Below are 12,497 nucleotides of genomic sequence, written 5' to 3'. Positions count from 1 at the left end.
GTCGGCACACGGTGCGGACCGTGTGCGGGCAGTGGCCGGAGGATCACAGAGTGGCCCGCAAGCCGGTTGATGCGCAAGCGTGTTGAGCGACACAACATGGCATCACCGGCCACGGTGGCCGGAAGTAACCGCGTGATGGTGGACGATGGGTGAGAACGGAACGACCCGGGAGCACACGGTGACGACACACGACGGCGACCAGCCCGACCGCTCCCCGGCCCTGCTGGACCCGCTGGCCGCGCTGCGCCGGCCCGGTGACCCGCCGTGGGACGTCTACCTCACCGGCACGGTGTTCCTCGACATCATCTTCACCGGCCTGGACTCCGCACCGGTGCGCGGCACCGAGTCGTGGGCCCGGGGCATGGGCTCCAGCCCCGGCGGGGTGGCCAACATGGCGACCGCGCTGGCCCGGCTGGGGCTGCGCACCTCGCTCGCCGCCGCGTTCGGCGACGACATCTACGGCGACTACTGCCGGGAGGCGCTGGAGACCGGCGAGGGCATCGACCTGTCGCGGTCGCGCACGGTGCCCGGCTGGCACTCCCCGGTGACGGTCTCCATGGCCTACGAGGGCGAGCGCACCATGGTCTCGCACGGGCACCAGGCGCCGCCCTGCGGCGGGGCGCCGCACGGGGCGCTCACCACGGCCGGCCCCGGCCGGGGACCCGGCGGCGACCCCACCGGCCCGCCGCACTCCAGGGCGGCCATCGCCGCCCTGGTGCCGGGCAGCCGGGAGGAGTGGATCGCCCGGGCGGCCGCCGAGGGCTGCCGGATCTTCGCCGACGTCGGCTGGGACGACACCGGCCGCTGGGACCCGGCCGACCTCGCCGACCTGGAGCACTGCGAGGCGTTCCTGCCCAACGCCGCCGAGGCGATGCGCTACACCCGGACCGACTGCCCGCGCGCCGCCGCCCACGCGCTGGCCGACCGGGTGCCGCTGGCGGTGGTGACGCTGGGTGCCGAGGGCGCGTACGCGGTGGACGGGCGGACCGGCGAGACCGCGGAGGTGCCGGCCATCGCGGTGGAGGCGCTGGACCCCACCGGCGCGGGGGACGTGTTCGTGGCCGGCTTCGTCACCGGCACCCTGGCCGAGTGGCCGCTCGCCGACCGGCTGGCGTTCGCCGGGCTGACCGCCGCCCTGTCGGTGCAGGAGTTCGGCGGTTCGCTCTCCGCACCCGGCTGGGCCGAAGTGGCCGCCTGGTGGCAGCACATGAAGTCCTACGCGGGCACGCCGGGCGGCACCGCCGCCGCCCAGGACCCCTCCGCCCTCCGCCGCTACGACTTCCTGGACCGCATGGTGCCCACCGCGCCCCGCCCCTGGCCGCTGGCCCGGGCGGTGCCGACCATCGGCTTCCGGAAGGCCTGACCGGGGGGCCGCCAGGCCGCCCCGGGGCCGGGTGCGCGCCCTGTGCCGCCCCCGGCCCCCGCCCTGGGCGGCCCCGCGCCGGCCGGTGACCCCCCGGACACGCCCCGTGCGGACGCCGCCGGCCCGTCCGTGCGGGGCCGGCGGCGGGTTCCGGGGGGCGGTCCGCCGACGCTCCGCACACCCCCTGGCACGCTGTGGAAAAGCGCTCGGGCCGGGTGACCACCCCGTCGTATCCTGTCGGTATCGGGCTGCCCGGCAGCCGGAGTAACGCCTGAGGAGGATGAGCAGGCCGCAGAGCCGACGTATGACGCAGACACCCACAGGACGGCAGGCGCACGCCCAGTTCACGGTCCCGAGCAAGCACCCCATGGTCACGGTCCTGGGGTCCGGCGACTCGCTGCTGCGCGTCATCGAGCAGGCGTTCCCGTCCACAGATATCCATGTACGAGGCAATGAGGTCACGGCCACCGGTGACGAGCGTGAAGTCGCCCTGGTGCAGCGCCTCTTCGACGAGATGATGCTGGTGCTGCGCACCGGTCAGCCGATGACGGAGGACGCGGTGGAGCGGTCGATCGCCATGCTGCGGGCGGCGGAGAACGGGGAGGGCGGCGTTCCGGAGAGCCCGGCCGAGGTGCTCACCCAGAACATCCTCTCCAACCGGGGCCGCACCATCCGCCCCAAGACCCTCAACCAGAAGCGCTACGTCGACGCCATCGACAAGCACACCGTGGTCTTCGGCATCGGGCCCGCCGGCACCGGCAAGACCTACCTGGCCATGGCGAAGGCGGTCCAGGCCCTGCAGTCCAAGCAGGTCAACCGGATCATCCTGACCCGGCCGGCGGTCGAGGCGGGGGAGCGGCTGGGCTTCCTGCCGGGCACGCTCTACGAGAAGATCGACCCGTACCTGCGCCCGCTGTACGACGCGCTGCACGACATGCTCGACCCCGACTCCATCCCGCGGCTGATGGCCGCCGGGACGATCGAGGTGGCGCCGCTGGCGTACATGCGCGGCCGGACGCTCAACGACGCGTTCATCATTCTCGACGAGGCGCAGAACACCAACCCCGAGCAGATGAAGATGTTCCTCACCCGGCTCGGCTTCGACTCCAAGATAGTGATCACCGGAGACGTCACCCAGGTCGACCTGCCGAACGGGACCAAGAGCGGTCTGCGCCAGGTGCGGGAGATCCTGGACGGCGTCCCGGACGTCCACTTCGCCACGCTCACCAGTACCGACGTGGTCCGGCACAAGCTGGTCGGCCGTATTGTCGACGCGTACGAGCAGTACGACAGCCGCAACGGGAAGCAGTAGTCACAGCGCCATGGCGATCGACGTCAACAACGAGTCCGGCACCGAAATCGACGAGCAGGCGATCCTGGACGTCGCCCGCTACGCCCTCGCCCGGATGCGTATCCACCCGCTCTCCGAACTCTCGGTGATCGTCGTAGACGCCGACGCCATGGAGCAGCTGCACCTGCAGTGGATGGACCTGCCCGGCCCCACCGACGTCATGTCCTTCCCGATGGACGAGCTGCGTCCGCCGTCGAAGGACGACGAGGAGCCCCCGCAGGGCCTCCTCGGTGACATCGTGCTCTGCCCGGAGGTCGCCCGGCGGCAGGCGGAGGAGGCACCGACCGCCCACACCATGGACGAGGAGCTGCAGCTGCTCACCGTCCACGGCGTCCTCCACCTCCTCGGCTACGACCACGAGGAACCGGACGAGAGGGCCGAGATGTTCGGGCTGCAGGCCGCGATCATCGACGGCTGGCGGGCCGAGCGCGGGATCGAAGGGCCCTCCCCGGCCCCCACCACCCGATGACCGGGCAGCTGATCGTCGGCGCCGTCCTGCTGGTGGTGGTGGCCTGGCTGGCGGCCTGCGCCGAGGCCGGCCTGGCCCGCACCACCCGCTTCCGCGCCGAGGAGGCGCTGCGCTCCGGACGGCGCGGCGCCGCCAAGCTGATGGCGGTGGCCGAGGACCCCACCCGCTACCTCAACGTCGCCCTGCTGGTGCGGGTGGCCAGCGAGGTCGCCGCGGGCGCGGTGGTCACCTACGCCTGTGTGCGGGCGTTCGACACCACCTGGGAGGCGCTGGTCATCGCCATCGGCGTGATGGTGCTGGTCAGCTATGTGGCCGTCGGCGTCTCGCCGCGCACCATCGGCGCCCAGCACCCGCTGAGCACCGCGACCGTCGCCGCCCACGTCCTGCTGCCGCTCGCCCGGGTGATGGGCCCGGTGCCCCAGCTGCTGATCCTGCTGGGCAACGCCCTCACCCCCGGCAAGGGCTTCCGCAAGGGGCCGTTCGCCTCCGAGGCGGAGCTGCGCGCGCTGGTCGACCTCGCCGAGAAGGAGTCGCTGATCGAGGACGAGGAGCGCCGCATGGTGCACTCGGTCTTCGAGCTGGGCGACACCCTGGTGCGGGAGGTGATGGTGCCGCGCACCGACCTGGTCACCATCGAGCGCTTCAAGACCATCCGGCAGGCCCTCACCCTCGCGCTGCGCTCCGGCTACTCCCGGATCCCGGTGACCGGGGAGAGCGAGGACGACATCGTGGGCATCGTCTACCTCAAGGACCTCGCCCGCAAGACGCACATCAGCCGGGACGCCGAGGCCGAACTGGTCTCCACCGCGATGCGCCCGGCGGCGTTCGTCCCGGACACCAAGAACGCCGGCGACCTGCTCCGCGAGATGCAGCGCGAGCGCAACCACGTCGCGGTGGTGGTGGACGAGTACGGCGGCACGGCCGGCATCGTCACCATCGAGGACATCCTGGAGGAGATCGTCGGCGAGATCACCGACGAGTACGACCAGGAGCTGCCGCCGGTGGAGGAGCTGGGGGAGGGCCGCTACCGGGTCACCGCCCGGCTGGACATCGGCGACCTCGGCGAGCTGTACGGGCTGCAACTGGACGACGAGGACGTGGAGACCGTCGGCGGGCTGCTCGCCAAGCGCCTGGGCCGGGTGCCGATCGCGGGTGCCACGGCGCGGATGCCGCTGCCGGAGGAGGGGCCGCGCCCGGACCTGGCCGGGCTGCGGCTGACCGCGGAGTCGGCGGCCGGCCGCCGGAACAAGATCGTCACCGTGCTGGTGGAGCCGGTGGCGGCCGAGGAGGAGGCCGTACAGGCCGAACAGCCCGCGGAGTGACCGCCCCGCCCGGGCCCCGGTCGGTTCCGGTCCCGGGCGGTCTGTTTCCGGACCCGGTCGGATCTTCGGGCCCGGTCGCGGGCCGCGGCCGGGCCCGGCGGGCGCCGGTTCCGGAGACCCCCGGAGATCCCCGGAGGACTCCCGAACACCCCGGGAGACCTCCGGGGATCTCCCGGGATCACGCCCCGCCCGCCACGGTGTCCGGGCCCGGAGGCCCGGCCCGCACGGGGCGGGGCGGCATCGGGCGCCGGCACCGGTACCGCGGTGCCGGGGTGGCACCGGGCCCGCATATCCTCGTGCCCATGAGCGAAGCAGCCCCGCTGGACCCCGAAGACCAGAAGATCATCACGCTCGCCCGCTCCGCGCGCGCCCGCAACGGCGTACCGGAGGGCGCGGCCGTCCGTGACGAGACCGGACGCACCTACGTCGCCGGGACCGTGGCGCTGGACTCGCTCCGGCTCAGCGCCCTGCGCACCGCCGTGGCGATGGCCGTGGCGAGCGGCGCCACCTCCCTGGAGGCCGCCGCCGTGGTCTCCGACGCCGACGCGGTGCCGGACGAGGACCGTGCCGCCGTCCGCGACCTCGGCGGCGCCGGCACCCCGGTGCTGCTGGCCGGGCCCGACGGCGTCCTGCGCACCGCCGGCACCGCCTGACTCGACGGCGTCCTGCGCACCGCCGGCACCGCCTGACCCGCCCCGGGCGCCCGCCCGCCGGCCGGCGCTACGGCACACCGCGTACACCGTGCCGGCGCGCCCCGCGTATCTCGCGTGGCGCACACCCGCGCGGTACGCACCGTGCACGATAGCCATCGGTTATGACCGAAGATCTTGGACGCGGCCCGGCCGGGCGCGGAAGGCTGTGAGGCGTCCGGGGACACCGCCCCGGACGCCACCGCATCCGAGGAGCACCCCGTGACCGCGCTTCCCACCCGAGCCCTGGGCGACCTGACCACCTCCGCGATCGGCTTCGGCGCGATGGTGCTCTCGCCGGGCGTCTACGGGGAGATCGACGACGACCGCGCGCTGACCGCCCTGCGCTCCGCCCTCGACGAGGGCGCCACGCTGATCGACACCTCCGACGGCTACGGCGAGGACGGGCACAACGAGCGTCTGATCGGCGAGGCCGTCCGGGGCCGCCGCGACGAGGTGGTCATCGCCACCAAGTTCGGGTTCCGCCTCCCCGAGGGCGTCGAGGGCCACTCCTTCCCCGTCAAGTACTCCTTCGAGGAACTGGCGGTCAACGCCGAGCCCCAGCACATCCGCGGCTACGCGCAGACCTCGCTGCGCACCCTGGGCACCGACTACATCGACCTGTACTACCCGCACTTCCCCGACCCGAAGGTGCCGATCGAGGAGACCGTGGGCGCGGTCGCCGAGCTGATCACCGAGGGTCTGGTGCGGCACCTGGGCCTGTCCAACGTCACCGCCGACGAGCTGCGCCGCGCACACGCGGTGCACCCGGTGGCCGCGGTGCAGGCGCAGTGGTCGATGTGGGCGCCGATCGACCCCGAACTGCACGCCGCCGCCCGCGAGCTGGGCGTCGGCATCGTCGCCTGGTCCCCGCTGGGCAGCGGCTTCCTCACCGGCACCGTGCGCAACGTCGGCGAGGACGACTTCCGCCGCTTCATCCCCGGCTTCCAGGCCGGCAACCTCCAGGCGAACCACGACCGCTTCGCGCCGCTGCGGGAGATCGCCGCGGAGCAGGGCGTGACCCCCGGCGGGCTCGCCCTGGCCTGGCTGCTCCACCAGGACGAGCACGTGGTGCCGATCCCGGGCAGCCGTACCCCGGCGCACATCGCGGAGAACCTGGCCGCGGCCCGTACCGAGCTGTCGGCCGAGACGCTGGACCGGATCGGGCGGGTGCTGGCCGAGGTGGCCCCGCAGGGCGGCACCCGGCTGCTGGGCTGATCCCCGGCGTCGTGCCCGGCCCGCCTGCCGGCGGCTGACCGGCGTACGTGCCGGGCCCGCCTGCCGGCGCGTGCCCGCCGCGGCTCCCCGGCCGGTGCCGCGCCGGGGCTCGGCGCATCCCCGGCCGGTCCCGCGCCGGACTCCCGGATCGCCGGCCGGCTTCCCGCCAGGCTCCCTGCGGGTCCCCGCCGGCCCGCCCGCGGCCCCCTGGCCCCCGTCCCGGTCCGCGGGCGCCGCGGTACGGGCGGTGGTCGGAGCCGGGCCGGGGATCGGGGAGAATGGGCGGCATGAGCGTTCGTACCCCGCACTCCACCGAACCCGCGCCGGGCGGCGGCAGCACCCCGCACCGGGCGGGCTTCGCCTGCTTCGTGGGCCGCCCCAACGCGGGCAAGTCCACCCTGACGAACGCTCTGGTCGGCACCAAGGTGGCCATCACCTCCAACCGCCCGCAGACCACCCGGCACACCGTGCGCGGCATCGTGCACCGCCCCGACGCGCAGCTGGTGCTGGTGGACACCCCCGGCCTGCACAAGCCGCGCACGCTGCTCGGCGAGCGCCTCAACGATGTGGTGCGCACCACCTGGGCCGAGGTCGATGTCATCGGCTTCTGTCTGCCCGCGGACCAGAAGCTCGGCCCCGGTGACCGTTACATCGCCACCGAGCTGGCCGGCATCCGCAAGACCCCGAAGATCGCAATCGTCACCAAGACCGACCTGGTGGACGCCCAGCAGCTCGCCGAGCAGCTGATCGCGGTGGACCGGCTCGGCAAGGAGCTGGGCATCGAGTGGGCGGAGATCATCCCGGTCTCCGCGGTCGCCGCCGAGCAGGGCGCCGGGGCCAAGGGCGAGGGCGCCGGGGGCACCGGCGGGGGCAAGACCGGGCCGGCCAGGGGCGCCGGCCAGGTGGAGCTGCTCGCCGATCTGATCACCCCGCTGCTGCCGGAGAGCCCGCCGCTGTACCCGGAGGGCGACCTCACCGACGAGCCCGAGCAGGTGATGGTGGCCGAGCTGATCCGGGAGGCGGCCCTGGAGGGCGTCCGGGACGAGCTGCCGCACTCCATCGCCGTGGTGGTGGAGGAGATGCTGCCGCGCGAGGGCCGCCCGGCCGACCGTCCGCTGCTGGACATCCACGCCAACCTGTACATCGAGCGGCCCAGCCAGAAGGGGATCATCATCGGCCCCAAGGGCAGGCGGCTGAAGGAGGTCGGCACCAAGTCCCGCAAGCACATCGAGGCGCTGCTGGGGACGCCGGTCTTCCTCGACCTCCACGTGAAGGTCGCCAAGGACTGGCAGCGCGACCCCAAGCAGCTGCGCAAGCTGGGCTTCTGAGAGCCGCGGCCCGCCGCCGCGGGGATCCCCGGCCAGGGGCTGCCGCACCTCCGGCGGGCGCGTCTCGGCCAGGGGTCGCACGTCCGGCAGCCGTGACGCGGTCGGGCGCCGGGCCCCGGCGGATGTGACGCGGTCAGGCGGCGGCCCGGATCACGGCGGCGGGCGTCGCCCCGGTCGCACCGGGCGTCAGCCTCGCCCGGTCACGGCGCCGGGCGGCCGCGTCACCGTCAGGCGCCTTCCTTGAGGACGGTGCGGACCAGCTCGCGCTGGGCGTCGGTGAGCCTGGGGTCGGCGCAGTGCGCGGTACGGCCGTCCACCGTGATGTCGTAGTGGAAGCCGTCGGGGACCCCGCGCGGGGACCCGGCGGGACCCGCCTCCGCCCCCGTTCCCGTCTCCACCGCCTGGTGGGCGAGCGCCTCCAGGTGACGGGCGTCCGGGCGGCCGGTGGTGTCCAGCTCGGCCCGGCGTTCGATGCCGGCGAAGCCGCCGGTACGGACCACGATGATGCGCATGGCCCCCATCCTGGCCCATCCCGGCGGCGTGCGCAGGCACATGCGCCGGGGACCGTCGCTACTCGGCCGCCACCCCCACCTCGTTCCAGGCGTCCCGGACCGCCTTGTGCTCGTCGCCGTCGCCGAAGCGGGCGTGCGCGGCGGCCACGGTGAGCCGGGCGAAGTCGGCGAAGTCGGCGTCGGCGGCCAGCTCGCCCCCGGTCAGCACGTCGTACCAGACCTGGCCGGCCTTCTCCCAGGCGTGCCCGCCGATCTCGGTGGCGGCGAGGTGGAAGGCGCGGTTGGGGATGCCGGAGTTGATGTGCACCCCGCCGTTGTCCTGGTTGGTGCGGACGAAGTCGTCCATGTGGCCGGGCTGCGGGTCCTTGCCCAGGACGTCGTCGTCGTAGGCGGTGCCCGGGGCCTTCATCGAGCGCAGGGCCTCACCGGTGACGTCGGGGCCCAGCAGCCCGGCACCGATCAGCCAGTCCGCCTGGTCCGCGGTCTGTCCCAGGGCGTGCTGCTTGATCAGCGCCCCGAAGACGTCCGAGACCGACTCGTTGAGGGCGCCGGACTGGCCGAAGTACTCCAGGTTGGCGGTGTACTGGGTGACGCCGTGGGTCAGCTCGTGGCCGATGACGTCCACCGGAATGGTGAAGTCGAGGAACAGGTCCCCGTCACCGTCGCCGAAGACCATCCGCTCCCCGTCCCAGAAGGCGTTGGAGTACTCCTCGCCGTAGTGCACGGTGGCGTCCAGGGGCAGCCCGGCCCCGTCGATGGAGTGCCGCCGGTAGGCGTCGAGGAAGAGCTGGAAGGTGGCGCCGAGTCCGGCGTGGGCGCGGTTGACGGTGGCGTCCGAGGACGGACCGTCGCCCTCCGAGCGCACCTTGGTGCCCGGCAGCGTCTCCTGGTTCCGGGCGTCGTAGATGGCCCGGCGGGGCTTGTCGGGCGGGGTGGCCGCGGCGGCCGGGATCAGGCCGCGGACGGCGGTGATGGTGCGGCGGGTGCGCTGGAGGGCGTCGTGTTCGAGGGTGCGGCGGGCGGCGCCGGAGCGCCGGGGGTGGTCGGCGCGGGCGAGGTGGTCGAGGACGTGCGGTGGCACGATCGTGCAGAAGACCCGGTTTGTGGTGTCAGCCATACAGCGCAATGTGACAGCGAGTGGTGAGTCTGTCACCCCCCGCTGCCGAGATTGATGAAATCGAGTGGTTCCTCACGGTGTGGCCGTGACCGGCTACGCCGTCCCGCATACTGAAACGGCACGACCACTCCCCGGTCCGCTCGGTTAAGGTGCTGCCCATCATGCGTTTCGGGCTGCTTCTCCTTAGCTGCCGCGGCGAGGGCCTGTAGTCGTCCAGGCCGACCCCCTCCCCGCGGAGTTCGGTGTTGCCACCGTCGGCCGTCGAAGATCGTTCGACAGGAGCCCAGCGCAATGACCTCCCCCGTCTCCGGCATCCCCGGTCCGTCCCGCGACGCCGTCGGCCGGCCCACGCCGATCACCGCGACCGCCGTCACCCAGCGGCCCTCCGGCATGCCGGTCCACAAGTACCGGCCGTTCGAGGCCGTGGACATCCCCGACCGCACCTGGCCCGACCGGCGCATCACCGCCGCCCCGCGCTGGCTCTCCACCGACCTGCGGGACGGCAACCAGGCGCTGATCGACCCGATGTCGCCGGCCCGCAAGCGGGAGATGTTCGACCTGCTGGTCCGGATGGGCTACAAGGAGATCGAGGTCGGCTTCCCCTCCTCCGGCCAGACCGACTTCGACTTCGTACGGTCGATCATCGAGCAGGACGCGATCCCGGAGGACGTCACCATCTCGGTGCTGACCCAGGCGCGCGAGGAGCTGATCGAGCGGACCGTGGAGTCGCTGGTCGGGGCCCGGCGCGCCACCGTCCACCTGTACAACGCGACCGCCCCGGTCTTCCGCCGGGTGGTCTTCCGCGGCTCCCGGGACCAGGTGCGGCAGATCGCCGTGGACGGCACCCGGCTGGTGATGGAGTACGCCGAGAAGCTGCTGGGCGACGAGACCGTCTTCGGCTACCAGTACAGCCCGGAGATCTTCACCGACACCGAGCTGGACTTCGCCCTGGAGGTCTGCGAGGGCGTGATGGACGTCTGGCAGCCCGAGGAGGGCCGCGAGATCATCCTCAACCTGCCCGCCACCGTCGAGCGCTCCACCCCTTCCACGCACGCCGACCGCTTCGAGTGGATGTCGCGGAACCTGTCGCGGCGGGAGTTCATCTGCCTGTCCACCCATCCGCACAACGACCGCGGCACCGCCGTCGCCGCCGCCGAGCTGGCGGTCATGGCGGGCGCCGACCGGGTCGAGGGCTGTCTGTTCGGGCAGGGTGAGCGGACCGGCAACGTGGACCTGGTCACCCTGGGGATGAACCTGTTCAGCCAGGGGGTGGACCCGCAGATCGACTTCTCCCAGATCGACGAGATCCGCCGCACCGCCGAGTACTGCACCCGGATGGAGGTCCACCCGCGCCACCCGTACGCGGGCGACCTGGTCTACACCGCCTTCTCCGGCTCCCACCAGGACGCCATCAAGAAGGGCTTCGAGGCCATGGAGGCCGACGCGGCCGCGCGCGGCGCGACGGTGGACGAGATCGAGTGGGCGGTGCCGTACCTGCCCATCGACCCCAAGGACGTGGGCCGCTCCTACGAGGCCGTGATCCGGGTCAACTCGCAGTCCGGCAAGGGCGGTGTCGCCTACGTCCTGAAGAACGACCACAAACTGGACCTGCCGCGCCGGATGCAGATCGAGTTCTCCAAGACGATTCAGGCCAAGACCGACGCCGAGGGCGGCGAGGTCACCCCGGAGGAGATCTGGGCGGTCTTCCAGGACGAATACCTGCCCAACCCGGACAACCCGTGGGGCCGCATCCAGCTGCGCAACGGGCAGACCACCGCGGGCAAGGACGGCACCGACACGCTGACCGTGGAGGCGGTCGTGGACGGCGCCGAGACGGTGCTGACCGGCTCCGGCAACGGTCCGATCTCCGCGTTCTTCGACGCGCTGGGCGCCATCGGGGTGGACGCCCGCCTGCTGGACTACCAGGAGCACACCATGAGCGAGGGCGCCAGCGCCCAGGCGGCCTCGTACATCGAGTGCGCCATCGACGGCAAGGTGCTGTGGGGCATCGGCATCGACGCCAACACCACCCGCGCCTCGCTGAAGGCGGTCGTCTCGGCGGTCAACCGGGCCGCCCGCTGACCTCCCCGCGGGGGTCCCGCCCGTCCGGCCGCGGCGGGCGGGACCTCCTCCCCCTTTGGCGCGTTGTCTCCGTACGGGGTACTGACGGCACGACGAACGTGTGGCTAACATCACGTCCACACGGGGGCGTTGCCAAAACGTGATGGAGGTGCGACGTGGCGCACACACAAGGCCGACGCGTCCGGGACGTGCGTATCGTGGGCGTCCGTACCCTGTGGCACACCGTCGGCGACGGCGAGTTCTACTGCGCCGACTGCGGCGGGGACCGCAACTACCGGCGCCGCACCGGCCGGCGCCGCATCGTCGTCCTCGGCCTGCCGGTGCTGCCCCGGGGCCCGGTCGCACCCGTCGTGGAGTGCACCTCCTGTCACGGGCGCTTCGGCACCGAGGTGCTGGACCACCCCACCACCACCCGGTTCTCCGCGATGCTGCGGGACGCGGTGCACACCGTCGCGCTGGCGGTGCTCGCCGCGGGCGGCACCGAGGCCCGGCCGGTGCGGCAGGCCGCGGTCGGGGCGGTGCGCGCCGCCGGCTACACCGACTGCAGCGAGGAACAGCTGGTCACCATGATCGAGGCGCTCGCCGCGGACACCGGCCGCCACCCGGGCGCCCGCCGGGACACCGCGCCCGGCCCGCTCGACCCGCCCCGGGAGATCACCTGGGAGGAGTCCACCGGCACCTCGCTCGCCATAGAGCTGCACGAGGCGCTGGAGCCGCTCGCCCCGCACCTGGCCCCCGCCGGGCGGGAGAACATCCTGCTCCAGGGCGCGCGGATCGCGGTGGCGGACGGGCCGTACCGGCCGGCCGAGCGGGCGGTGCTGGAGACCGTCGGGCGGGCCCTGATGATCGGGCCGGAGGACACCGCCCGGCTGCTGGCGGCCATCCGCACCCCGTCCTGAGCCGGCCCGCGGCGGCCGGGCCTCCGGTGACCGGCGGTCAGTTTTTCGGCAGGTGGCGTACGGGCTTCCGGTGGGCGGCGGGCGGCGTACGGGGCCCGGGACGGTACGGGTCGGGGACGGCGCGGGCCTGGGACGATGCGGGCGGCC

At 73.4% G+C, this 12,497-nt stretch carries 11 protein-coding genes; 9 read left to right on the top strand and 2 right to left on the bottom strand.

What is annotated here, in order from left to right; all coding sequences use genetic code 11:
• The first annotated feature begins 178 nt into the window (after positions 1-178).
• From IHE55_RS08270 to IHE55_RS08240, 7 genes are all read left to right on the top strand, one after another.
• Positions 179-1,363: a PfkB family carbohydrate kinase gene (locus tag IHE55_RS08270; protein ID WP_307826568.1), complete on the top strand. Its 1,185-nt coding sequence runs from the start codon at positions 179-181 to the stop codon at positions 1,361-1,363.
• Positions 1,364-1,667: 304 nt separating this feature from the next.
• Positions 1,668-2,675: a PhoH family protein gene (locus tag IHE55_RS08265; protein WP_197988431.1), complete on the top strand. Its 1,008-nt coding sequence runs from the start codon at positions 1,668-1,670 to the stop codon at positions 2,673-2,675.
• 10 nt (positions 2,676-2,685) lie between these two features.
• Positions 2,686-3,183, top strand: coding sequence for an rRNA maturation RNase YbeY (ybeY, locus tag IHE55_RS08260; RefSeq protein WP_197988430.1), 498 nt, complete (start codon positions 2,686-2,688; stop codon positions 3,181-3,183).
• On the top strand, positions 3,180-4,505 hold the full coding sequence (locus tag IHE55_RS08255) for a hemolysin family protein (protein ID WP_197988429.1): 1,326 nt from the start codon (positions 3,180-3,182) through the stop codon (positions 4,503-4,505). The genes ybeY and IHE55_RS08255 overlap by 4 nt, the downstream gene beginning before the upstream one ends.
• Positions 4,506-4,807: 302 nt before the next feature.
• Positions 4,808-5,158 carry a cytidine deaminase-like protein gene (locus tag IHE55_RS08250; protein ID WP_197988428.1) on the top strand — a complete coding sequence of 117 codons (351 nt, stop codon included), beginning with the start codon at positions 4,808-4,810 and terminating at the stop codon, positions 5,156-5,158.
• A gap of 258 nt (positions 5,159-5,416) precedes the next feature.
• Positions 5,417-6,412, top strand: a complete 996-nt coding sequence (locus IHE55_RS08245) for an aldo/keto reductase (RefSeq protein WP_307826566.1) — start codon at positions 5,417-5,419, stop codon at positions 6,410-6,412.
• A 278-nt stretch (positions 6,413-6,690) separates the two neighbouring features.
• Entirely contained in the window at positions 6,691-7,740 is a 1,050-nt protein-coding gene (locus IHE55_RS08240) for a GTPase Era (RefSeq protein WP_372442640.1), read from the top strand.
• Positions 7,741-7,967: 227 nt separating this feature from the next.
• On the opposite strand, the gene IHE55_RS08235 is transcribed toward IHE55_RS08240, so the two are convergent.
• Positions 7,968-8,252, bottom strand: a complete 285-nt coding sequence (locus IHE55_RS08235; protein WP_197988426.1) for a protealysin inhibitor emfourin — start codon at positions 8,250-8,252, stop codon at positions 7,968-7,970.
• A gap of 58 nt (positions 8,253-8,310) precedes the next feature.
• On the bottom strand, positions 8,311-9,369 hold the full coding sequence (locus tag IHE55_RS08230; protein WP_197988425.1) for a M4 family metallopeptidase: 1,059 nt from the start codon (positions 9,367-9,369) through the stop codon (positions 8,311-8,313).
• 291 nt (positions 9,370-9,660) lie between these two features.
• Here IHE55_RS08230 and leuA point away from each other — a divergent pair, with 291 nt between their 5' ends.
• Both leuA and IHE55_RS08220 read left to right on the top strand, forming a co-directional pair.
• Positions 9,661-11,451 (top strand): 2-isopropylmalate synthase, encoded by a 1,791-nt coding sequence (gene leuA, locus IHE55_RS08225; protein ID WP_197988424.1) that lies wholly within the window; start codon positions 9,661-9,663, stop codon positions 11,449-11,451.
• A gap of 155 nt (positions 11,452-11,606) precedes the next feature.
• Positions 11,607-12,350: a TerB family tellurite resistance protein gene (locus tag IHE55_RS08220; protein WP_197988423.1), complete on the top strand. Its 744-nt coding sequence runs from the start codon at positions 11,607-11,609 to the stop codon at positions 12,348-12,350.
• Positions 12,351-12,497 lie beyond the last annotated feature (147 nt).

Origin of the sequence: Streptomyces pactum (assembly GCF_016031615.1) — a bacterium.
GTDB classification, from domain to species: domain Bacteria; phylum Actinomycetota; class Actinomycetes; order Streptomycetales; family Streptomycetaceae; genus Streptomyces; species Streptomyces pactus.
This window is presented reverse-complemented; position numbering and strand designations above follow the sequence as displayed.